The sequence below is a fragment of the Chryseobacterium sp. Tr-659 genome (assembly GCF_011752975.1).
GTDB lineage: Bacteria > Bacteroidota > Bacteroidia > Flavobacteriales > Weeksellaceae > Chryseobacterium.
Map to the genome: position 1 here is coordinate 70532 of NZ_VWWP01000005.1, position 23659 is coordinate 94190.

General features: G+C 33.1%; 23 protein-coding genes and 1 tRNA gene. 6 read left to right on the plus strand and 18 right to left on the minus strand.

What is annotated here, in order from left to right; all coding sequences use genetic code 11:
* Positions 1 to 156: 156 nt before the first annotated feature.
* Positions 157 to 1101 carry an MBL fold metallo-hydrolase gene (locus F3J23_RS12455; protein ID WP_167029201.1) on the plus strand — a complete coding sequence of 315 codons (945 nt, stop codon included), beginning with the start codon at positions 157 to 159 and terminating at the stop codon, positions 1099 to 1101.
* Between the two features lie 61 nt (positions 1102 to 1162).
* Here the strand turns inward: F3J23_RS12455 and arr are convergent, their stop codons facing one another.
* From arr to F3J23_RS12475, 4 genes are all read right to left on the minus strand, one after another.
* Positions 1163 to 1567: an NAD(+)--rifampin ADP-ribosyltransferase gene (arr, locus tag F3J23_RS21830; protein ID WP_410497880.1), complete on the minus strand. Its 405-nt coding sequence runs from the start codon at positions 1565 to 1567 to the stop codon at positions 1163 to 1165.
* Positions 1568 to 1960: 393 nt separating this feature from the next.
* The gene (locus tag F3J23_RS12465) at positions 1961 to 3247 is read right to left on the minus strand and encodes a hypothetical protein (RefSeq protein ID WP_167029207.1); all 1287 of its coding nucleotides are present in this window, start codon (positions 3245 to 3247) and stop codon (positions 1961 to 1963) included.
* 144 nt (positions 3248 to 3391) lie between these two features.
* Complete coding sequence (locus tag F3J23_RS12470; protein ID WP_167029210.1) at positions 3392 to 3985, minus strand: dihydrofolate reductase family protein; 594 nt, start codon at positions 3983 to 3985, stop codon at positions 3392 to 3394.
* A gap of 58 nt (positions 3986 to 4043) precedes the next feature.
* Entirely contained in the window at positions 4044 to 4919 is an 876-nt protein-coding gene (locus F3J23_RS12475) for an alpha/beta fold hydrolase (protein WP_167029214.1), read from the minus strand.
* A 264-nt stretch (positions 4920 to 5183) separates the two neighbouring features.
* On the opposite strand from F3J23_RS12475, the gene F3J23_RS12480 reads away from it, so the two are divergent.
* Both F3J23_RS12480 and F3J23_RS12485 read left to right on the plus strand, forming a co-directional pair.
* A complete protein-coding gene (locus F3J23_RS12480; RefSeq protein ID WP_167029218.1) occupies positions 5184 to 5327 on the plus strand; it encodes a bacteriocin-like protein in 144 nt (47 codons plus the stop codon).
* A gap of 28 nt (positions 5328 to 5355) precedes the next feature.
* Positions 5356 to 5502: a bacteriocin-like protein gene (locus F3J23_RS12485; protein WP_167029221.1), complete on the plus strand. Its 147-nt coding sequence runs from the start codon at positions 5356 to 5358 to the stop codon at positions 5500 to 5502.
* 157 nt (positions 5503 to 5659) lie between these two features.
* Here F3J23_RS12485 and gwsS read toward each other — a convergent pair whose 3' ends face one another.
* The 6 genes from gwsS to F3J23_RS12515 form a co-directional block, all read right to left on the minus strand.
* Positions 5660 to 6730, minus strand: a complete 1071-nt coding sequence (gene gwsS, locus F3J23_RS12490; RefSeq protein ID WP_167029224.1) for a grasp-with-spasm system SPASM domain peptide maturase — start codon at positions 6728 to 6730, stop codon at positions 5660 to 5662.
* A gap of 163 nt (positions 6731 to 6893) precedes the next feature.
* The gene (locus F3J23_RS12495) at positions 6894 to 7820 is read right to left on the minus strand and encodes a hypothetical protein (RefSeq protein ID WP_167029227.1); all 927 of its coding nucleotides are present in this window, start codon (positions 7818 to 7820) and stop codon (positions 6894 to 6896) included.
* The gene (locus F3J23_RS12500) at positions 7804 to 8850 is read right to left on the minus strand and encodes a hypothetical protein (protein WP_167029230.1); all 1047 of its coding nucleotides are present in this window, start codon (positions 8848 to 8850) and stop codon (positions 7804 to 7806) included. Before F3J23_RS12500 ends, F3J23_RS12495 begins: the two co-directional genes overlap by 17 nt.
* A gap of 110 nt (positions 8851 to 8960) precedes the next feature.
* Positions 8961 to 9200 carry a hypothetical protein gene (locus F3J23_RS12505; protein ID WP_167029233.1) on the minus strand — a complete coding sequence of 80 codons (240 nt, stop codon included), beginning with the start codon at positions 9198 to 9200 and terminating at the stop codon, positions 8961 to 8963.
* Positions 9201 to 9858: 658 nt separating this feature from the next.
* Positions 9859 to 10563 carry a LytR/AlgR family response regulator transcription factor gene (locus F3J23_RS12510; protein ID WP_167029236.1) on the minus strand — a complete coding sequence of 235 codons (705 nt, stop codon included), beginning with the start codon at positions 10561 to 10563 and terminating at the stop codon, positions 9859 to 9861.
* A gap of 63 nt (positions 10564 to 10626) precedes the next feature.
* On the minus strand, positions 10627 to 11241 hold the full coding sequence (locus F3J23_RS12515) for a sensor histidine kinase (RefSeq protein WP_167029239.1): 615 nt from the start codon (positions 11239 to 11241) through the stop codon (positions 10627 to 10629).
* A 708-nt stretch (positions 11242 to 11949) separates the two neighbouring features.
* Here F3J23_RS12515 and F3J23_RS12520 point away from each other — a divergent pair.
* Positions 11950 to 13026 (plus strand): hypothetical protein, encoded by a 1077-nt coding sequence (locus tag F3J23_RS12520; protein ID WP_167029243.1) that lies wholly within the window; start codon positions 11950 to 11952, stop codon positions 13024 to 13026.
* Positions 13027 to 13167: 141 nt separating this feature from the next.
* On the opposite strand, the gene F3J23_RS12525 is transcribed toward F3J23_RS12520, so the two are convergent.
* The 5 genes from F3J23_RS12525 to F3J23_RS12545 all read right to left on the minus strand — a co-directional run bounded on the left by F3J23_RS12525 (position 13168) and on the right by F3J23_RS12545 (position 18700).
* Entirely contained in the window at positions 13168 to 13734 is a 567-nt protein-coding gene (locus tag F3J23_RS12525) for a DUF6134 family protein (RefSeq protein WP_167029246.1), read from the minus strand.
* 586 nt (positions 13735 to 14320) lie between these two features.
* Positions 14321 to 15217 carry a hypothetical protein gene (locus F3J23_RS12530; RefSeq protein WP_167029249.1) on the minus strand — a complete coding sequence of 299 codons (897 nt, stop codon included), beginning with the start codon at positions 15215 to 15217 and terminating at the stop codon, positions 14321 to 14323.
* Between the two features lie 538 nt (positions 15218 to 15755).
* Complete coding sequence (locus F3J23_RS12535) at positions 15756 to 16187, minus strand: transposase (protein WP_167029251.1); 432 nt, start codon at positions 16185 to 16187, stop codon at positions 15756 to 15758.
* 233 nt (positions 16188 to 16420) lie between these two features.
* A complete protein-coding gene (locus F3J23_RS12540; RefSeq protein ID WP_167029254.1) occupies positions 16421 to 17827 on the minus strand; it encodes a hypothetical protein in 1407 nt (468 codons plus the stop codon).
* 788 nt (positions 17828 to 18615) lie between these two features.
* A tRNA-Ser gene (locus F3J23_RS12545) sits at positions 18616 to 18700 on the minus strand.
* Positions 18701 to 19241: 541 nt separating this feature from the next.
* On the opposite strand from F3J23_RS12545, the gene F3J23_RS12550 reads away from it, so the two are divergent.
* Positions 19242 to 20057, plus strand: coding sequence for a hypothetical protein (locus tag F3J23_RS12550; protein WP_167029257.1), 816 nt, complete (start codon positions 19242 to 19244; stop codon positions 20055 to 20057).
* A gap of 222 nt (positions 20058 to 20279) precedes the next feature.
* Here F3J23_RS12550 and F3J23_RS12555 read toward each other — a convergent pair whose 3' ends face one another.
* From F3J23_RS12555 to holA, 3 genes are all read right to left on the minus strand, one after another.
* Positions 20280 to 20657 carry a VOC family protein gene (locus tag F3J23_RS12555; RefSeq protein WP_167029260.1) on the minus strand — a complete coding sequence of 126 codons (378 nt, stop codon included), beginning with the start codon at positions 20655 to 20657 and terminating at the stop codon, positions 20280 to 20282.
* A gap of 378 nt (positions 20658 to 21035) precedes the next feature.
* Positions 21036 to 21977: a thioredoxin-disulfide reductase gene (gene trxB / locus F3J23_RS12560; RefSeq protein ID WP_167029263.1), complete on the minus strand. Its 942-nt coding sequence runs from the start codon at positions 21975 to 21977 to the stop codon at positions 21036 to 21038.
* A gap of 204 nt (positions 21978 to 22181) precedes the next feature.
* Entirely contained in the window at positions 22182 to 23219 is a 1038-nt protein-coding gene (gene holA, locus F3J23_RS12565) for a DNA polymerase III subunit delta (protein WP_167029267.1), read from the minus strand.
* Positions 23220 to 23226: 7 nt separating this feature from the next.
* On the opposite strand from holA, the gene F3J23_RS12570 reads away from it, so the two are divergent.
* The gene (locus F3J23_RS12570; RefSeq protein ID WP_167029270.1) at positions 23227 to 23658 is read left to right on the plus strand and encodes a type I restriction enzyme HsdR N-terminal domain-containing protein; all 432 of its coding nucleotides are present in this window, start codon (positions 23227 to 23229) and stop codon (positions 23656 to 23658) included.
* The last annotated feature ends 1 nt before the right edge of the window (position 23659 follow it).

Below are 23659 nucleotides of genomic sequence, written 5' to 3' on the forward strand. Positions count from 1 at the left end.
TTTTTATTTCATATTTCCTTACCTCTAATTCAAACAATCTTAAGCTATATTAATTTTTTTTAATTGTGTACAGATTATAATTTTAAAACTAAGAACAAAAAACAACGTAAATTTGCCCTATCTTACCGAAAAAGGTAGATTTTTAGTTTTGATATCATGAAAAAGACTGCACTTTCTTTACTTGCCTTCGCTCTGCATATTACCTGTCAGGCACAAAATTTTGATCTTATTCCATTGGGTATTTACGGTGGAGAACAGGAAGACAACCTATCAGCTTACCTGGTAAGCGCCCCAAAGGATAATGCTTTCCTCTGCCTTGATGCAGGTACCATTAACAGCGGGATACGAAAAGCTATTCAGCTGAAAAGCCTTACGGGACTGGAAGAAACTGTTCTTAAAGATCAGATAAAAGGATATTTTATTTCGCATGGCCATTTGGATCACCTATCAGGCATGATCATCAATTCTCCGGCGGATTCCAAAAAAGATATTTTTGCAATGGCTCCGGTGGTTCAGATCCTTCAAAACCATTATTTTATTACGGATACCTGGATTAATTTTGCCGATCAGGGACAAAAACCCATGCTTGGAAAATACCATTATAATGAGCTTCAGCAAGGGATTGAAATACCCGTACAAAAAACTTCATTCTATATTACAGGTTATGAACTAAGCCATGTAAATCCTTATAAAAGCAGTGCTGCACTGGTAAGAAAAGACGATCATTATCTACTTTATTTAGGTGATACCGGTGCTGACCGGATTGAAAAATCTGACCGCCTGGACAACCTTTGGAATACCGCAGCTCCATTGGTAAAGAAAAAACAGTTAAACACCATATTAATAGAAGTTTCTTTTCCGAACAGTCAACCTGAACACCTGCTATTTGGCCATCTCACTCCCAATCTGTTAATAGAAGAATTAACCAGGCTAAAAGAAAAAACAGGACAAAAAAACCTTGAAGGTCTTACTATAGTAGTTACCCACAGAAAACCTACCGGCGACAATCCGGAAATTATAAAGCAGGAGCTTTTGAAAAATAACCCTTTAAAAGTAAATTATATTTTCCCGGAACAGGGTAAAAAAGTGAGCTTACCTTAACTATAAATCAAAAGAAGAGACAAAATTTTGTCTCTTCTTTTGATTTAGTTCCTAAAATAGATTAATTTATAATCTTTCCTTTACTGTTTTCCAATTTTTCGCGAAACCTCTGAAGATCTTCAGCACTTGGCCTTATCCAGTCTGCAGCCTCCCCAATGATTTTCAATGGAGCTTCAGAACGATAAGAACGCGTTGGATTACCGGGAAACTTTTTATCTGTCAGATTGGGATCATTTTCATAGTTTCCCATAGGTTCAACAATGTACACACGCTCTCTGCCATTTCCTTTTGCTAAAGCGGCCGCCAGCCCGGCGCCGTTCACCAAAGAAGTAAAATAGATGTGATTCATTTTAAATTCAGATTTATAATTGGAACTGCCTCCTGCTGTCAGCATATCGCCAACTTTAAGATCTGCTTTTGTCCCATGATAAAAAGGGCCTTTATCAGAAGGGTTATCTTTAAACAATCTTGCTAGTTCCGCATTTTCTTTTGCTTTTTCCGGTTCAGAGAGGTTGGCATAGCATTCCGAAATATGTGTATAAAGAGAGGGAAAAGCACTCTTTACTGTATCATCATTTATTTTTAAGGCATATTTCAATGCGGTTTCAAGCCAGCGTAGTCTTTCGGACATTGTTTCCTGGTGTCTGGCTACATAATGAGCAGCAAGAAATTTTTCCAGATCATCTGTGGCTTCATTCCAGCCTTGCATAAACAATCTGACAGCTTCTTCAGGCTTACCCTGTTCTTCCATACTCATTCCCTGAAGACAAAGTTTAACAACAGTATTGAAGGGTGAAAATTCCATATTCCAAGTATTTTTATTTAAGCCTTAATGAATTTCTGAATGTTCTTTACCTTTTTAGTTTTTAATCAGCTTATAATTTAAATCGTCTTTTTCAACGGCATAACCATCGGTCAGCTCAAGTACCCAGCCATCACCGGAAATTTTTTTACCATCCGTTTTAATTGGGCCTGAAATGGTAATTTTGTCCCAATTTGGACTCATCAAAGCACCATTTTCAACGGTAAGAATTCCCCATTTATCGGTTACTCTGATGTTTGGATATACCGTTCCCTTATCTTCTATTGGAATAATATTTCTCGGATCAAAAGAGACATTCATTTTCTCAAATTTGAGTTCAAAATGAGGCTGATCAATGAATTTAAGTTTATATTCAGCAATGAGTCTTTTGGTTTTTTCTTCTCTTTCTGTTTCCTCTCTCACAATTTCTTTTCCGTTATAACGGTCTGAGAGATTTTCAGCTGATCTTTTCAAATCTCCCGGAATCTTTCTATTGAAAGTTTTTATGAAATAATCAGTAAGATCTGTTTTAGCTGTAATTTTTTGGTTCCAGTTTTTGTCTTTATGATACAGCAAATAACCATACGCAGGAATGGTATGATAAGCAAATGAGCGTACAAATGTCGGGTTTTTAAGAAAGTCATCAATTCCGTTGATAAAAAATGTAGTTGCTTGCTTTTTATCTCTGTCACTTACAATCACCCCTGTAAATTCAGCCATTCCTTCGTTTAATTCCAATAGATTTTCAGTAGCTGCTGAATTTTTATAAAGAGAATGTCTGTATTTTCTGAATGTAAAAGCATGGGTTAATTGCTTCTGCATCTCTTTTTCTGAGGAAGCCAGAATTGCTTTTTTCAGAGCTTCCAGCTCTAATCGAAGATAAATTCTACCCTCTTTTTGGTCCAGATGATTATTTTCTGCATTATTCAAGGTAAATCCTAACGCAGGCTGGATGCTGTGAAAGGATTCATGAGCTAATAGATTAATTCTGTTTTGCTTGTTTTTAGGAAGCGGAAGCATGATCATTGCCCATCTTTTTCCATTCCAATTGATGGCCGTATTTGCTATATTGATTTTGCCGGGCAAAATTCCGGAATAAATATTACCACTCCGTTTTAGTTCCCCTTCTGCATCTGCCTCATTGGCAAAGAGTTCCTTTGTCTTTGGATCAACAAGGAGTATAGGTCCATACAAATCTTTATTCCAAAGACCGGTATTCTTTTGTGAAGCCGTTTTAATTTCATCAAAAAATATGGAAATACTATCGTTGGAAATTTCCTGTTTCTGCCCTTTAACACTTTGCATAAACAAAGAAAATACAATCAGCCAAACGGTCTGTTTCATGGTTAAATTCATTTCTGTTAGAAGTCTGTTGCACTTATTCTACCTCCTCATAAAACCTTCATCCTAAACACTTCACTAATATAATGAATTACTCTGAAAAAAACAGGTTCAGCCGTAAAATGGTTTTTATGTAAACTGATCAGCTTATATTTCAATATTTCCCGTCACCACTTCTCCATCACGCTTGTAATGGGTAATGATAACCCCTTTTGATGTCACATAACTTTCTATTAAAGTAAATGCAGCCGGAAGGGCTCCGTTTTCAAACAGTTTCTTTCCTTCTCCAAGGATAACCGGATAGATTTTGATCCGTAATTCATCTACCAGATCATGTTTAAGCAGAAGCTGAATAAGTTTCCCGCTTCCCCAAACCTGAATATCTGCACCTTCTGAGCTTTTGAGTCGTTCAATATCTGCAAGATTTTTAACGAAAACTGTATTTTTCCAGTCAGATTCTTCCATCGTTTGTGAAAGAACATATTTTGTTCCTTCATTAACGGCGGGCCAAAAATCTGCATGTTCAGGCCAGTAGGATGAAAATATATCGAAGGTTTTTCTGCCCAAAAGATAGTCTGCCGGTCTCATTTCTTCTTTCATGATCTCACCGAAGAGTTCATCGCCGTAAGAAACGGTCCAGCCGCCATATTTAAAGCCGCCGGAAGTATCTTCCTCTATACCTCCGGGTGCCTGCATTACGCCATCCAGAGTAATCATTGATAAAACAGTTATTTTTCTCATAGTATTCAATTTTATTAAGGGAGAATATTTAATTATGATCTATACTGTAAGGGCTATATTACTTTAAGAAACCGTTCAGATAATTCAGAATTGTTCCGGTCTGCATCATCAGGCTTACATGACTTTGCCCTGGAACAATGGCCAGCTGAGATTTCGGCATAGGAGCCATATCCGCAGATACATCACCTCCTAATAATTTATAGGTTTTCATGAGCTCTTCTTTATCCAGCCCGTCATTATCGCCTGATATGATTAATACCGGAGCTGTAATTTTCGAAATATTAGCATCTCCCAGATCAAATGGAGTTTTCATAGAATTAAACATCTGCTCTAAAAATTTTGTCCATTTTGTTTTATCAGGAGCTACGGCATCGTATGCTGTATGTAAAGGGCTTTTTTCAAAAAACTCAGGCTTCATTGTTTTAAAAACATCGTTGACTTCCGGAAGCCAGCCTTTATTTTTATAAGTGGCAGAAATAATCACTAAATTCTTTAATCGCTTAGGGCTCTGAATTGCAAACTGATAGGCTACCGTTCCCCCAAAGCTATATCCCACCACATCGGCAGTTTCAACTTTCAAGTAATCCATTACCCCTTCTACATCGCCTGCTAATGTGTTATAAGATAATTTCCTGTCTGAAAACGGTGTATGCCCGTGTCCTTGTAATTCTATAGCAATGACTTTCCTGGTTTTTGACAATTCAGGAATTAACTGGCCCCAATTCATATCAATGGTCATAAAAGCACCGTGTAACAAAACAACAGGTCTGCCTTCACCATATACTTCGTAATAAACTTTAATACCATTAACGGGTATATAGCCACTAGCAGAAGGTTTTACATTCTGCCCGTGTAACTGTGATACGGCTAGCATCACAAGAACAAATGCCAATAATGATTTAAGAAGATTATTGAGTCTGAATAAATTTTTCATAGTATTATAGAGATTTTGGTTTCAACTTTCAATCAAAATTACCAAGTTATCGTGAAGGTTCACTTGCCACAGGACAAGATTTTGTACAACTGCAATTTTACCTTATCCTTTAAACAGGCGCATTTAATATTCTCAGATGCGTTGTATTTAAGCAATTATAGAAAATATAAAGCAAAAACCCAATTGTGATAAATATTTTTCATTAAAAATCAATTATAGTTAATAAAAATTGATTAATTTCGGATTGAACTAAACTTAAATATTATGAAAAATTTAAACAAGATCAAAAGACAGGAAATGAAAACAATTAAAGGAGGCATTAACTGTCCGGGCGGGCAAATATGCCTGATCAATGGAAAATGGCAATGCATGCCTTATGATGGATGTGGCGGCGGAAACCAGCCTTAAATTGAAAGTTTAATCCAAATATTTTATTATGAAAAATTATAAGAAAATTTCAAGAGACCAGCTAAGAAATATTAACGGCGGTACTTCAGGCTGCTCCGAAGCATGCTGCCCGCCTCCGGGAATAAAAAGATGCCCTTGGGTAGCTTGCCTTGTAGCGTGTGAGGTATTAAGTTAGAATGACTAAGAATTATCATTTTACGATTCACTTAAATGAAAAGAAGAGGTTGTCTTTTGAGACAGCCTCTTTTCTGTTTTCTCTGAAAAACAGGAAAGCTGCATTACCTGGAAAATAAATTGCAGATTGAATTTTTCTATACTTTCTTGGTAAAGTCCTACATTCCATAATACTTAATTGCTTTTTGTTTCAGAGGATTTATACTCCATTCTTCCCATTCACCAGTATAAGGATTGTAACCACATTTTAAGGGCTTGGAAGTATCAAGCTCCTCCTTGTTAACACTTGTTTGTTCAGTATAAGCTCTGCAATCTGTACATATATAACGAAATTCACAATCTTTGCAGACTTCAATACTATCTTTGGTTAAGTTCCAATATTTCTTAAATCCAGGATGATTTAAAGCACTTTCTAATGTTGCATCCTTGATATTTCCAAAACTTTGGGGCATGGAGGGGCAATTTTTAATGTTGCCTTTTACATCTATTGATATTTTTTTATTAAGACAGGTATTGTGTTGTTTGGCTTCGAGATAAAAGTTACGATTAAGATTGATATTTTTTAAATCAATCAATCCACAACTTAAAGGGATATTAATTTTATTTTTAATGATACTTAGTTGAACATGTTCTAAAGTTTGAGAATCCTGTTCATCCGATGAATGTAATATAAAATGTAGAAATTTATTTGAAATGTTGTATTGATTCTCTTTGATAAATTTAACCAATTGTAAGTTATAATTTGCAACAACTGATACTTCATTAATACTAGAATCATTGAGTAAATTTAATTTACTAATTACGTTTATTATATCATTTAATTCCAGTTCTGAAAATCTGATTTGTAGATATTTAATTCTCAAATCACAAATTTGCTGTACCAGCACATTATCTAAAACCCCAGAATTGTTGACATCTAAAATTAAATATTCAACATAAGAAGGGGATTCTTTAAACCCTGATGCATTCTGAAAAGTTGATAATTCTTTCTTAGTATTCAGAATAATTCCTAACTTATTGTCTATAATAAAATTAAGATACTCCTCTAAGGCTTCTAAGCTCTCGTTATCCAATTGTTTTTTTAATACGGAATAGTTGTGATGTTCATTTGATAGTAAATCAAAAAAAGCAATCGGAATGAGTTGCAAAAATCCAGTACTTGCATCCAAAATAATAGCATTTTTAGCTCCTCTGGTAATTTTAACCGAGTCAAATAACTTTAAAAACATACTTAATACAAAAGGGAATAATGTTTTTGTGAACGGAAAATCTTTGTTTTTCCACTTTTTTTATCTTTATTTTCAGAATATTTAACGTGAGACACACTGTTACTTCTCTTCCATTCCTGTAGAGAAAATTCGATTCCTTTTAGGTGTAATTCTTTTTTTTCTTTCATAATAAATCTGCAATATGCTTTTCTATTTGATAGTTTCCATAGTAACTGACTTGGTGAAATTGTCCTAATGGGTTAACTTCTAAAAAATAATAATCATCATGAGACTTTAGCAAGTCAATTGTTCCACACTGAATGCCCAGGTTCTTTGCTAATTTTAAAACTTTCCTTTTCAGTTCTGACGGAAGTGTAACAGGAAGATATCTTTTGTCCCTCTCTCTTATATTCCTAATATCAACATTGTCAGAAAAATCAAATGTGGCAATGGCCCAAATCTGCTTTTCAAAAAAGAATGCTCTTATTTCATAAAGACAATCAATCTTTCTTTGGATTAATGAAGGAATAATATTTCCTTTTTTATCATGAATATTATTTAGGTCTACTTCATGTGTATAATTCAGATACAGGTCATTTTCAACGATAATAGGTTTCATTTCAGAAACTGCCTTTGTAATATAAGCCTGAGACATATTAATCAGTCCCAAGTCATTTAATCTTGATAAAATATAAGTATCAGGGATTTTTAAACCTAGAGATTTTGCCAAAAATAAAACTTCTAACTTATTAACTTCTTTGGTAAAGAGGTTTCCAAAGATACGAACCCCATTTACCTTAAAACAATAGTAAATAAACCCCGATATAGATTTGAGTTCCGAATTATAAAAATCAACTAAATTACTATCTATTTCACCCGTTATCGTATCATAATAAACTCCCCCATTTCTATAGAATACAGATTTGAAGTCTTCTAAATTATACTCAATTTCTCCAATAGAAATTTTGAAAATATTATTTTTAAAATCAAAAAAAACTTTGTTGATATACTGGTTCTCACTTAGACGAACAAATTCTTTATTTTGATACGATAACCAAGTACAAATCTCATCTGTCATAGTATCATTATCTAAACTAATGAGTAGTATCATCTAACTTAATTAAGTTCTTTTTAAACACTTCAATATCATTACTATTGTTGAAGTTCCATCCTTCAATAACATTGTTTGAGAAAACATAATCTTTATTATTCAAATAGAAAATACTTTTATGAATTTCATCTTCAGTTGATGACAAGCCTATTAGCTTCCTTTTCTCATTAACCTCTCTTATTTTTTTTAAAGATACTTCTGTCCTATTTTCTGGTAAAAAATCTTTACTAACATAACAGCAATCAATTTTGCCATCATTTGCAACAAATTGAGAAATTTTAAAGTAAGAATAATTTTTAGTGTTATTATTTAAGTCAAGTAGAAAGCCTGCAATATCAGGTCTGATTTTTCCCTCATTTAAAGCCTTCATTATTTCGTCGGAAAAATTTACTCGTTGAGGGCTATATAGGTTACTTGCTAGCTGATGCCAAATGATAAGGTAAAAGTCATGAAAATATACCCAACTTTTCATTTCTAACCCTATATTATATTCATTAGGAAACCCTTTCTTTTTGATTAGTTTCAATAAGTTAATAGAAGCAATACTATCGTTTTTAGTAAGTTCTTTTTTGTATGCCTGATAATTTCCTTTTGATAATTTCCTATAATACTGGTCTACATTAACTAAAGAATCTAAGCTCTTCTTATAGTTTAAATCTATTGTATTTTGGCAAGGTATTACTACTTTATACTTTTCAATACTTTTAAAGTTATTCGTTACAAAATCATCGTCAAACTTTTTTCCTAAACATTTTAAAGATTGATAACGTGCATATGCTGTTTCTAAATTATTCGTCTTTAAAGCAACTCTCATACTATTATGCAAATCTTTAGCATGTGGGTATTTAAATTCACGAAATGCCTCCTTGTATAAACTATTTGCTTTAAGCAAATCATTATTGACAATCTTATTTTCTGCTTCATTTATTAATTCATAATATCTAACAAGATTTTTATCTTTTAATTCTAAAGCTTGAGACTTGCATACTATAGATAGGAATAGAAAGATGTATGATATTGATTGTTTCATAATTTAAAAAGCCTTTATAGTGTTGCTGGAATCTACTAATTGAGACCCCTCAGTAATAATTGCTAAAACTAAAAAGGCTGACCATTTCGGACAGCCTCTTAGAAATGTTTTTAACACGATTTGTCAGGGACATTATTAACATTGACATACTTATAGCTGCCATCGGGATAGAAAGCATCACTTGAATAAGACAGACACTGTCCATTATAACACATTTCCCCAGCACCAGTTGCCTGAAAACCAAGATCAAAAGAAGGCAAAGCAGGACCTCCTTGTCCTCCTAAAACTGTTGATAATTTCTCATTTTGAAGTTTAAAACTTCCTAATTTTTGTAATGATTTTGTTTTCATCAAATAAATTTTAAACGTTAATAATTATTTTATCAAATTCATTGTAAATATAATTTTTATTTTAAAACAAAACACAAAATAAACAATTTTAACAAAATAAAACTAAATAATATTAATTTTTATTACAAAATTAAATATTTACATTTTTAATATATACTAATGAAAAACGATTATTATTTCACCTCATATTGAATGTTATTTTTATTTTATATTTTAATACGCTTATTCTCATTTAAATATTTAATATCTAAAAACATATGTTTTTGATTTCTTTGAAAGGTTGAAAATTACAAATAACAGTCTCGAAAGTAATGTTTTAAATCCTCTGACTTTATACCATCCTTATCACCACGGTCTCCAATGTCATTTTTTCACCTATTTAGAATTAATGCACTGGAAAATCTTACCCTGCGATCCACATACGGATATATTTACTTTGAACTCAATATCGTTCAACATGGAGCCCCATAAACTAATGATAAATGAAAAAAATACAGGATTGACCATAACTGAAGCCCGTGTGTTGGGTATTTTCGCTTTGTCTCTTAATGAAATTATAGAACGAATCTGCTTACAAAGAGAGAGATGTTAAAGCGATCAAAGTAAACGCTTCATCACAAAAAATGGTTCTTAAATAAGAATGAGATTCGGGGATTTATTATTTTAAAATATGAGTTTCTAAATAATTCTGCCAGTTTTCCCTGTAGCTAATACCAATGGGAATTTCGACAGAATTTATTTCAATTTCATTTTTAGTGTAAGCGGTTATTTTTTTGGTCTGAATAATAAAAGAACGATGAATCCGGATAAATTCAGAATTCAATAGTTTTTCAAAAACCGAAATATTATGTTTTACATGATGTGATTTTCCATTTTCTAAATGAATAGTTATGTAATCTTTCAAGCTTTCGATGTACAAAATTTCATCAAAGATAATTTTGATATTTTTACTACCACTTGTTACAAAAATATGACTTTCAGGTGCTGTATGACTTTCTTTTCTCGGAGTTTGAGATTCTTTAAATTTTTCTATTGAAACAAAAAAACGGTCAAAAGTAATGGGCTTCAAAAGATAATCAATCACATTAAGTTCATAGCCTTCAATTGCGTATTCCCTGTAAGCAGTTGTAAAAATTACTTTAGGCGGATTTTTTAGTTTTTTCAAAAAATCATTTCCTTTCATCAGCGGCATTTCAATATCCAAAAAGATGAGATCAACAGAATTATGTTCCAAAAAAGAATACGCTTTTAATGCATTTTCAAAAGAATCTATTACCTCAAAATTTTCAAAATTGGCTAAATGAGAAGCAATTAATTCTCTCGCAAAAGGTTCGTCGTCAACAATAATACACCTGTGTTTCATTTTGGATAAGTAGTTTGGAGTTCTAAAAGCTAATTTAATGGTTTTGAAGGTCTATGGGCAGACTTATAAAAGTTCTTTCCTGCTTTGATTTTTCAGACAAAGCTTAACTTTATACAACATTTTCGTTTCTTCAATTTCTAACTGATGTCTTTTGGGATATAATAAATCCAATTGCTTCTGGACGTTTTCTAAGCCAATTTTAGATTTATTGGTCATTTGAGCCAGTTCATTTTGAGGCTTTGTGTTCTCAATACTAAAAATAATTTGTTCTTTTTTGCTTTCTAAATTCAGCCTGATTATTGCTTTTTCAGTTTCATTAATCACACCATGCTTAAAAGCGTTTTCGATAAAAGTCAATACGATCAAAGGTGAAATTTTATTGCTTTCCTGAATATCTTTCGTAAATAATATGTCCAGTCTGTTTTCGCTATATCGTAATTTTTCCAAAGCAATATAATTTTCAATCAGCGCTATCTCTTTTTCAATAGAAACATAATCTTCATTGCATCGGTATAAAACAAAATCTAAAATCTCAGATAGTTTAGCAATTATTTCAGGTGCTCTATCATCTTTTTTTAAGGTTAAAGCATATAGATTATTTAAAGTATTGAACAAGAAATGAGGATTCAGTTGATTTTTCAACACTTTCAATTCGATCGACTTTTTTTCTTCTTCCAATTTTAAAAGCTTCTGCTGCTTGCGATTAAAACTGATAAATCCTAAGATAATAGCAGGATATGTAATAAAAGAAAACTCCCTTATCATCAGACTGCCTGAAGTAAGACGTTCAATAAGTGTCATTTTATGTCCCAGCCAATCATTGAAAAAAGTTGGAAATCTGGGTTCGAGATAATAAAACTTTAAAATTATTAAAAAAGCAAAAACAGTATAAATCCAGCCTAAGGCAGAAATTACAAAAAGCAAATATCTTTTTTTGTTTAATGTTTCCGGAATAATCCAATAGATTAAACCATAAGCAGCAGCAGCTTGTGCTAAAGTTTTACAGGAATAAATAAAAATGAATGCATAAGAATCTTCATTATCAGATTTATTTGAAAAAGAAAACAGCAAAAATAAAATCCAGTATAAACAATGGAGAGCCACTCTTTTTAAATCAATTCTGTTAATAAAACTCATATCCTATTTTAATTGACGGCAAAGTAACAAAATATAGAAACAAAGTTCATCAATTAATATAAATAGTCTGTTTTGGCTTCTAAAAAATACATTTCAGCATATGAATTCAACAAAATGCAAAAATCTATTATTTGAATGCGTAAATGGGTTCTTCATGTGCTTACAAAACAGGAGCATAATGGCGATACTATATTTGCTTTAAATAATAAAAATGAAAACCCTATTTAAAAAGAAATGATTAAAAAAGAAATGAAAAAAATACTTGGTATTCTGATGCTAATGAATACTTTAAATTTGTTTTCGCAAGTGAACAAACAAGAAATAGTATACAGCGAAACATCTAAACTCATAAAGCCGACCTTATTTGCCGACCTGGGAGAAACCTGTCAAACACCAGATGGAATGGCTTTAGATAAAAAAGGAAATTTATTTTTATCTATCACAAATCCAATTTCCTTTGAAAAATACGGCAGCAAAATTCTGACTTTTGATAAAGATGACAAACCCGTAACTTGGTTTGACCAACTCCCGCCGCATCCTATTACTAAAAAAGTACATCCAATGGGAATGGAATTTGGCCCCGATGGAAATTTATATGTAATGGACAATCAGTTTTTTACTGGAAAAGAAAATTTGTCAAGATTGATCAGGGTTATTGTAAAAGATGGAAAACCATTAAAGGCTGAAGTTTTGGTTGAAGGATTTAATTTTGGAGAAGCCGTAAGATGGTACAAGGACAGAGTTTATATAACAGATGCTTTATTTGAAAACAGAAGAGAAAGTGGAATTTACAGTTTCTCACTAAAACAATTAAATGCTAAGAACATCACTTTAAATCCAGCTAACAAGAAAAATTATCTTATTGCAACTTTTACCTTAAAACCAGAAGTCACAAAAAGAACAATAGGAATTGACGGAATTGCTTTTGATAAAAAAGGAAATTTATACGCAGGAAATTTTGGAGACGGCGTCATTAATAAACTGGAATTTGATAAAGACGGAAAACTAAAATCGAATACAATAGTTTTCGATTCAGATCAGTTAAAATGCTGTGACGGATTTTTTTATGACGAAAAAAGGAATTCAATTTTTATTGCCAACTATGAGGATAACAGCGTATATCAACTCAATTTAAACACCAATACAATTTCTCTGCTTTGGAAAAATGATAATGCGGACGGCTCTGACGGAAAACTGGATAATCCTTGCGAAACGATTATCTATAAAGGAAAATTATTAGTCGTTAATTATGATACTTTTCCAGGCGAAAAAAATACAGAAATAGATGCCTTTCATACGATATCAAGCTTTGATCTCGATAATTAAATTGAAATTAAATGCCTCGTAAAATAGGTTGACATATATTAAAAAATAAGATTCAATCCGGAGAGCGTTTTAGTTTCTTCGGATTTTTATGTTTTCAGACACTTCCTTCCTACTGCTGCGATCGTCCCGCTGTGAACCACCCTAATGATTTTTATTCGGGGCCGTACTAAGAACAAACTTTAGGTTCGCAAAATCCGTATTAGCTTCAACTAAAGTACAAATTCCGCTGCTGTATGTATAAGTAGTAGTGTTGCCGTTTGGCAGATTAATTCTGTATCTCTTGGAATCAATCTTCTGAATAGGAATCATTTTCTGGAATTTTTCCGAAAAAACAGATTTTACATTTCCGGGCTCATTAAAATAAAGGCTTGCGGTAGAGCAGAAAATAGATTGTTGCAGAAAGCCATTTGCGCCATCCTTATCCGAAAGATTATAAAAACTTCCGTTCCAGGTAGTCGTATTGTTCACTTTTAATTTCCCGTTCATTGTCCGGTAAAGTTTGGCCTGTTGCAGAATATTTTGTTTAAAAGTAACACCCATTTTGTCGTAAATCTCAATACTGTAGAGAATTTTTACTTTAGCCCGAGATTCAAAAAGATATTCGGTTATATCGTTTTTCAAAGAACGTTCCACACGGATATTACCAATGGTTTTATCACCTTTTATAATAGAATAGTTCAGATATTCTTTGCTAATTGGTGTTGCCATATTGGATTGAAAATAACCGGGTAACAATAGTGAAAAAATCAGGAGTGCTTTCATTGTATTTATTCTTTTATAAGATTTGCTATTGATGTACGTAAGGTTCGAAATAGATTTTAATGATATTTTTTTCTGTATTTTAGAATAGAAATATCTATAATGCAAAATTAGGGATGAGAAAAGCCTGAAATGTTCCGCAAGATAAATGTGAACCTATTAAACAATAAAAGTACAATGATTTGAAAATCAATAATTTAAAATAAAATCACGTTCCAATTTATAATTCTGAACCTCTTTTTATACTTTGAAAGTATTAAACGATAATTTTTTAAAGAAGAAATAGTAATGAATGTGGGACCAAAAAGTCTAATAAAAAAAACCTACTGTATTTCAGTAGGTTTTTATTAATACTTGCGGGCTTGGAGGGATCACAGTCGAACACCTAATGCCTATTTTATTATTTCTAAGTAAAATTAAACAACTGAATAACAATAAATTAAAACCTCAACATACTTAGAAAACACCAGTCTATATCCTAGTGGAAAAGATTACCATGTCGGATACTTCCCAGCCTACTGCCATTTGCAATACTCTATGAAATACTCAGACTCCGTACCAATAATATATTCATCAGGAACATCCCCTCCCAGTCACTTTTATCATCATTTTCACATCCCACAAAATCAACTCTGGCGACCGTAACGGTAAGTCTTGTTTTTCCATTCACTCCATCATTAGCAAGCCGAACAAACGATCCCGTAAAGACGTCAGGATAATTTGAGTTATTTCCGCAGGTTATAATAGGATACATATTATGAATATTAAAAGGCTTACCCTGATATTCATAAACCAATGTCATTCGGCTGGTTCTTATAAATTTAGAAGTAAAAACATACTTGCTTGATCTTTTACTAATGATCCACCAACGATCATTCCCTGTACCCGAGTCATAATTGTAATTGTTATGGTTAGTCCAGTCTGAACAGTTCATTCCATTTCCATGAGGAGGTATTTTCAACTGGGCACCGTAAATATCTACTTGACTGGGTTTAGGAAATGCTGTGAATGAAAGATCCCAGGTACCTCCTGAAACATTGGCATTATTTACAACTTCTACATAAGCACCTGCAGGAATGGTAAAACTACTCATTTCCTGGTTATTTACTCTGATCGTATTTCCGTCAGAGGGCCGAAGCATAATATCAGAGGTAGAAATATTTTTAATTTTATAAATCCTTCCGGTAAAACTTTTAGTCCCTGTTTTAATTTCAGGAAGTCTAAAATTTGAATTCCCATAACCGTTATAGGTAATATAGTGATCATCGGCCGTTAACACATAATTGGTTGTGACAATTTCCTTATAATCTGCTTCAAAGGAACCATTCACAACCAATGTACTATTGGGTGTAGGTGTTCTTACTCCCACCTGTGCTTTTAATAACAGACATATGCATGACAACATAAGGCCAGAAATAATTTTACATCTCATAATTGTTTTTTTTGCTCGGCAAAACTAGCCACTACTTCATCTTTATTTCAAATATATTCTCTCCCGATGATTCATCTTTATCTCACAAAACCTTACAAATACTCATGTGTAGTATTTGTGTATATTAACATATGTAAAAAACATCACTCCCCTGGCAGGATTTTTATCAAGTAGGAATGAATTCAAAAAAATATTGAGAAACCTGTAAATTAATTGTCAGTATCCAAAAAGTTTTTTCCATTTGGCAACTGAATTGCGACTCACATTAAAATGTCTTGATACATGTTCATTGGGCAGTCTGTTTTCTTTCTGAAAATCCAGCATATACAGTATAGTTGTCTTGCTATAACTGCGATGTTTATTTTTCATCTTTCCAAAAACCAGTGTATTAAGTTTAATAACGTCCAATGCAGACAAGTTCTTCTTTTCGAGAATACGTAAACATTCTTCTGTTTTAACTGGTTTTTTCTTTGTCAAGATATCTCTAAAGATTCTATGGTAATCAGGCTTTAATTCTTTCATAAAAAAATAATAAAGATTAGTTGTATTTTTCAATCCACTTATAAAGTGTTGTTCTTGGAATCCGATATTCTTCCATCACCTGTTTTTTAGTCTTTTCGCCAATGGCAATCAACTCTAAAATAAATTCAATAATTTCTTTAGTATAGATGTTCTTACGAAATTGTGGTAAATGCGAAGTACGTTCCTTTTTTATTTTGTTATACTGAGCACTTCCCGGTGGACTAAATAATATAAGATGTTGAGAATACAATCTGAAAAAATCATACTCCAATAATTTACTCCATTTCAGAAGGATATCTGTTGGAAGATCTTTCTGCAAAAACATTTCTTTAATCTCACCATCAGTACATTTCAAAAATTTACAAACACGGGACATTTCAATATCACAATCCCTAAGTCTTTTTTCAATAAGGTCACCTATATTCAGGTCTTTAAAATCAATAGCCATTATAATTCTCAGTTTTACTATTTTGCAATGCATAAATCATCAGTCATTCTTCTATACATCAGCATCCCCCACAAGCTTTTTAACAATCTCAAAATTAAAACACTCCCTTTGCTTTAAAAGACAAGAAACCCTCTCATCTTCTGGTAAAAAGTCCCGATTATTCATCATTGCGATAAAAAAAGACCGTACAACAATGCACGGTCTATAAAAACTAAAATATATAATCTGAGTTTCTAAGCTATTTCACTGATCCAAATATAAAGGTTGGTTTCAGAAGAAATACCCAGCTTTTTACGCAAACGGTATTTACGGTTGTCAACAGAACCCACAGAAGTCTTTTTGTAAGTTGCAATTTCTTTACTGGAGATGTTTAGCTTTAAATAGCCACACAATTCCATATCATTCGGAGTCATTTCATCACACATATTCAGCAGCTTTTGATACAAAGACGGAAAAGTATCCTGAAAAGTGATGAGAAAATTGCTATCATTTCTTTTTGCAAGATCTAATAACCGCTCAATTTTCTCAGGGCTCGGATAATACTCTCCGGACACTTCTTTAAAATTCTTTTCCATAGAAAACTGATGATCCGGCTTATGCTTTTTGTTCAGGTAAAAAAAGAGAAATATACCGCTGCCAATCGCCAGAATCCCTAAAGCAAATACAACAATATCAGTTGTATTATCATGTACTTTCTTATAAGACTCTATAGCTTCTTTCTCTTTAATTCTACTTTGACTTAATAAAGCTGATTGATTCTCAGACGAAAGACTATCTGCAAGTCGTTTACTCTTTTTAAGATAATACAGCTCCATATATGTATTTTGTGTTTTTTGATAATATTCAATATAGAGTTTATATAAAGGTTCTAATAACCTTGGCCTGTGGCCGACAAGGCGATACGCTTTATTATAGTAATCAAGAGCTTTTTCTTTGTTCCCTTTGCTAATCAGTTCTAAACGGCCCCTTTCCGAATATATAGCATATAATGATAACTGATCATCAGCTTTAGCTATAATTTTTTCTGCCTGATCAAAATATTGTTCTCCTTCTTTGATCCTTCCGGAATGCACAAACGCAGACCCCATCACCGCCAACGTATATCCGAGCCATCTTTTCTTAACATGACAATGATCAGAGAGCTTGGTTGCCTCATCATAAGCCTTTCTTGCAAAATAACGCATTGAGTCATTATATACTTTATCCTTAGTCGCCTTTGCTCCATGATCTGCAAAATCCATAAGGACACAATATATGGCTACTTTCGCCGAATGAAGAGAATCCTTATTTTTAAACTGATCACAAATGCTTAAAGATATCCCAAGACATTTCCTTGCCTCATCATAATCGGATACCATTGTAAGTGCAATTCCTTTATACATAAGTAAATCAGATCTATTTTTATAATCACCTATTTCTTCAGCCAGACTTAAAGCTTCAGGCATCAGTTTCAATGTCGAAGTATTATTTGATTGATGAACGAGTATTAAAGCCCGTTTGGTAAGCGCTATTACCATTCCTTTCTTATAGTCAGCTTCCTTCGAAAGATCATAAAGTTCATCCGTTTGTAGCAGTATTTTTTCATATTTATCCTGCTCCTGAATATCTATCTTATCCAGTTCTTTAATAATCTTTTCCATCTTCTGTTTGGAAAAGTTCTGACCCAGCAAAACAACAGGCAGAAAGCATAGAAATATAAAAGCCTTCATAGGTTATCTCAATATAATATTAAAAACTAAAAACATAAATTATTCCAATTAACTATTTGCTCTTTAATGTTATTAAAATTTCAGAAAATAACAATTAGCAAAGCATTTTTTTATACAAATATATACTCCTTAGCAGATGGTTAAAGCTCATCTACAAAAATCATAAGAAACTTAGTATCAATCAACATACGTATTCTATCATTATCTCACACTATCTCACAATATCTCATTTTACACCCATTTACTATTTGAATGACTCAATTCGTCCCCTTTTTATTTATTCTTTACTCTCCTCTTATTATACTATAAAAAGCTTATTAATTTTGAACAGAATTAACCATAATGGTATAAAATTAGAAGACAAGAGCAGAAAGCTATTAAAGGAGGTATTAACTGCCCTGGTGGCCAAACCAGCTCAATCAGGGGAAATGGAAATAATTCTGCGAAAATTTCCAGAATAAAAAGTATAAAAGGAGAAACACTGACTTGCGCCGAAGCATACCGCCCACCTCCAGGAATTAAAAAATACCCCTAGTGGCCTGTGTGGCATCTTGTAATATATTGAGTTAAAGATTAAAGAAGTCTTACGATCTCTAATTGTAAGGCTTTTTTGAGACTTCTATACAGAGAAAATATTCGCTCCTATTTTATTTAAACCACTATAAAATGTTAAGGGAAAATAAAAAGCCTTAGAAAGTAAATTTCTAAGGCTTTTTTTGCGGAGAGTGAGGGATTCGAACCCCCGGACCTGTTACAGTCAACAGTTTTCAAGACTGCCGCAATCGACCACTCTGCCAACTCTCCCTAAACTCCGGCTATACCGTTGTTTTCAGTGGTGCAAATATAGAACGATTTTTAATTTCTGCAAAACTTTTGTAACACAAATTTTAACAAAACTTAATAATAGACTAGGAATCAGGGGAATTATTTTTATAAATATTTTTTCATGAAAATAAAGTATGCTATTACGGAATCCCTTAATCTTATAAATTTTAACAACTTTATCTTTGGAGAACGCGGAAAGCATTTCAAATTTATATTTTAAACTATGTTTTGATTGCTAAAACCACATCCTAAATCTATAAAAATTAATCTCTAATTAAATCAAAAATGGAAAAATAACTATAATTGGGCCATCAAAACTAAAAAAGGGGTAATCTCTTTTACATAAAATAAAAATCCATTTTTTCTTTCTAAAGTCTCCTTAGTCTACCAGAAGGAACATAATATATTTATAATCAGAATACTTATATTTGTAAAGATCCTTTTCATTATAATAACCAATTAAAAACTAATACAATATTTTCAAATGTTTACTCAATTTTTCACCAAGAACATGGCTGTTATGGCCTCCTTAGTTTTTTCGTCTGTGGTTTTTGCCCAGAAAACACCCATGTCTGTTCTTCCATCCGGCCACCTGGTGGTAGGTGCTGAAATAGATGGTAAAAAAGGAAATTTCATTTTTGACACCGGAGGAGGAATCAATCTTTTCCTGGGAAATTTTTCCAAAAAGCTGGACAGGAAAGAAACTTATAATTATCTGACAGCCTTTCGGGCAACCGGTGAAAAAATGACCATTCCTCTATTCAAATCAAAAGAAATTATTTTTAACGGTAAAAAGTTTAAAGATACCTGGTATTCTACTCATGACATGGAGATCAAGGGAATTGACGGTTTAATTTCTCTGCCCATGCTTTATGATACAGAATTTATCATAGACTATACCACCAATCAGCTCACCTTTCCAAAAGAAAAACTGAGCAGCAAAAAAGTGATGGATATCCAGCTGTCTACCCATGCAGACCAGTCTCTGGATATTACAACATACGTTCTTCTGAATAATAAATATACAATCAACGTTCTTCTGGATTCCGGTTCCGGCAAAGATTCTTTCTGGCTGAGTGAACGTCTTATGACTACCTTGGACATCAAAAAAGAAAGCCTGCAGGCTATAGAGAAAAAAAGTGAATTTAATCCCGAACTGATTACCAAATTCTATAAAAGTGATATCGGTTCCATTTCCACTCCTTTTGCAACTGTTGAAAAGCCTAATGTGTTTTTTGTAGAAGGACTTATTTATGAAGGTAAAACAAGTATCAACTGGCTTGGCAAAAAACTGGGATTCAACCTTAAAGAGAAGAAAATTTATATTTTAGATTAGGTAAAATACATGATATAAGAAACGGCTTTCAATTTCATTGAAAGCCGTCTTTATTGATTATGGGGATGCCAAACCACCCCGTTAAAAATTCTTTAGATTTTTTTGCGTTCACTTTGTCATTCCATAGGAATCTCAGCCTTGCTGAAGTACTTTAGATTCCACGCTTCACCTTGTTCTGCTCAGAATGATAAGTATTATGCATATAGCAGCATTCTTAGTCTTTTACTCCCCTGCCGGTTCGAACAACTCAATCTTGTTTCCTTCCGGATCCAGAATATGTACAAACTTTCCGTATTCATACGTAGCAACCTCATCCAATACAGTTACGCCTTCTTTCTTCAGCTCTTCTACCAATGCTTCAATATTCTCAACATGGTAATTGATCATAAATTCTTTGGATGAAGGCTCAAAATATTGGGTAGATTCTTTGAAAGGACTCCATAACGTATATCCTTTTTTATCAGACTCTGCATCTTTCCAGTCGAATTTAGCTCCGTATGGACTGGTTGGCAATCCCAGATGAGTTTTGTACCATTCATTTACTTGTTCCGGGTCTTTACACTTAAAGAAGATTCCTCCGATAGCGGTTACTCTTTTCATTTTTTATTCGTTTTTGTTTAGTTTATAGTTTTCTGATATAAATTTCGTTCGTTTTGAAATTTCACAAATATATCAATGTTTTTGTTAGCTATTTCATGAATTTTTATAGAATATTTTATAAGAGCAATGTTGAAAATTGGAAAACGCAAAGGCGTAAGGAATATGTATACAACACTGCATTAAGACGCAAAGATTTTATCTCTGATAAAATTCAACTTTGAATTTTTTATGTCTCGCGGATTGCGCAGATGAAGCAGATACTAATAGAAAAATCTGCAAAATCTCCTTAATCTGCGAGAAGATATTAGTCCGTGTCATAATAGATAATTAAAAAAGCGCACCCATAAGGCACGCTTTGTATTTTATAAACTGATATTATTAGTGTAATTCAGCTAAATATTTCTCTGCATCCATTGCAGCCATACATCCGCTTCCCGCAGCAGTAATAGCCTGTCTGTAGATATGGTCCTGAACATCCCCTGCAGCAAATACTCCCGGAAGATTTGTTCTTGAAGAACCTTTTTCAGTAACAATATATCCGTTTTCATCAAGATCTACCTGACCTACGAAAATGTCTGTATTGGGTTTGTGACCAATCGCGATAAAAATCCCTTCAACATCCACTGTAGATTTTTCCTGAGTTTGGTTATTAATGATCACTGCTCTTTCCACTAAACTGTTTTCTCCTTCAATCCCGATTAACTCATGGTGGAATTTCACTTCAATATTTGGAGTGCTTTCTACCCTGTGAACCATTGCTTTTGAAGCTCTGAACACGTCTTTTCTTACCAACAGCGTTACTTTTTTACATAGTTTTGCAAGATAAGTAGCTTCTTCTGCAGCCGTATCTCCTGCTCCTACCACTACCACGTCTTTTCCTCTATAGAAGAATCCGTCACATGTAGCACAAGCCGAAACACCTCCTCCTGCATATTTCTTCTCATCTTCAAGACCTAGATATTTTGCAGTAGCTCCTGTAGAGATAATAACTGTTTTGGCAAGGATTTCTTTGTTTCCTGCATATAGTTTGTGAACACCGCCAACTTCCTTAGAAAATTCAGCTTTGGTGATCATTTCGTAGTGAACTTTTGTTTCAAATCTTTCTGCCTGTTTTTGCAGATCCATCATCATTTCAGGACCTGTAATCCCAGCTGGATACCCTGGAAAGTTATCAACTTCCGTGGTTGTAGTTAATTGTCCGCCCGGCTCCAGACCTGTATATAATTCAGGTTTTAAGTCTGCTCTTGCTGCATAGATAGCAGCTGTGAAACCAGAAGGTCCAGATCCAACGATCACACAATCTAAAATGTTTTGCTCCATAATTTACTTTGTTCGAAAAGATTTAATTTGAATTAGACCGCTAATTTCGGAATTTTTAATTTCTTTTTAAAGTTATTTTAATGATACTTGTCAATATCTGATATGTTGAATTTCGATGATTATTGCTATAGGTTTAAAATGACAGCGTTCGAGTTTTGATTTATCAAAAATCATCATTACCTCATGTTCTGCTATCTCTTATCTCTACACTTTCATCTTAATTTTATCTACATTGATAATCTTATATACCAGCTCCTTGATCAGTTCTGCTTCTCCCATATTCACCGCGCCAAGTCCTTTTCCTTTCATATCAAATTCTCTCAGAATAGAAATAACTCTGGTGGCATGTTTCAAAGGATACAATCTTGCACTTTCAGCATAATCTTTAATAAAATAAGGATTCACCCCCATCTGGGAGGCAATGGTTTGAGGAGACTGCCCTGCCATTGTCTGATAAATAATAACGTTTGAAAAATAGTTATAAAGGCTTGCCAACATCATCACAAAGGGATTATTCTTGGGATTTTTACCCATAAAATGAGCTATTTTAAATGCTGCATTCGCATTTTTTGTTCCTAAAGCCTTCTGAAGTTCAAAAACATTATATTCTTTACTGATCCCGATATGGTTTTCGATGATTGCTCCGTCAAGAACCTCTCCTTCTTTAAGAATGATTTTTAGCTTATTCAGTTCGTTGGCAATTCTTGAAAGATCATTTCCAAGATATTCTGCTAAAAGATGAGAAATATTGGGTGCTGTTTTAATATTAAGGCTTGCACATTCATCCGATATCCATTTGGGAAGATTATTTTCCTTTACAGATTCGCTTAGAAAAAGAGCTTTAGCTTTATCCAAGGCTTTGGCAGCCTTTTTTCTGCTGTCCAGTTTCTTGTGCTTATGGGCAAAAACCAATACCGTTGAAGGCACAGGGCTTTCTACGTAAGATTCCAGAATTCGGTTTTCTTCCTCATTAAATCTCAGATCCTGAGCTTCTTTAACGATAATCACCTGCTTATCACCCATCATTGGGAACTGTCTTGCCAACGAAAGAACTTCCTGGTAAGATGTATCTTTTCCGTAAGTAACTGTTTGGTTGAAAGCTTTTTCATCTTCTTCCAAAAAGTTGTGCTCAAGGGCTTTTACAGCAACATCAATAAAGTAGGCTTCTTCTCCGTGGAAAAAATAAATAGGTAAAACTTCTTTATTTTTAATATTTTTGAGGATTAAATCTAATTCTTTCATCTTATTAATGGAACTTCCAAAACTGAATTTTCAGGAAACTTTTGATTTTAAATTCAAGAAAGACAAAGATAAGTTTTTTATTTATGATTTGGTTCGTAAAACTTATCTCCTGCTCACTCCTGAAGAATGGGTAAGACAGCACTGGATACATTATTATCTTACTGTAAAATCCTACTCTACCTCTGCTCTAATCACAGAAAAAAAAATTGTTCTGAATGGCCTTACCAAGCGCATAGACCTTCTGATTACGGAGAAAACAGAGCCTGTAATTCTGATTGAATGTAAAGCTCCGCAAATTAAATTAACGGAAAAAACATTTGAACAAACAGCCAGATACAATTCCATTATCGGGGCTAAAGAAATTATCTTAACCAATGGTCTGCAGCATATTAATGCTTATTACAAAGACGGGCAATATCAGTTTTACAGACCGGAATAGA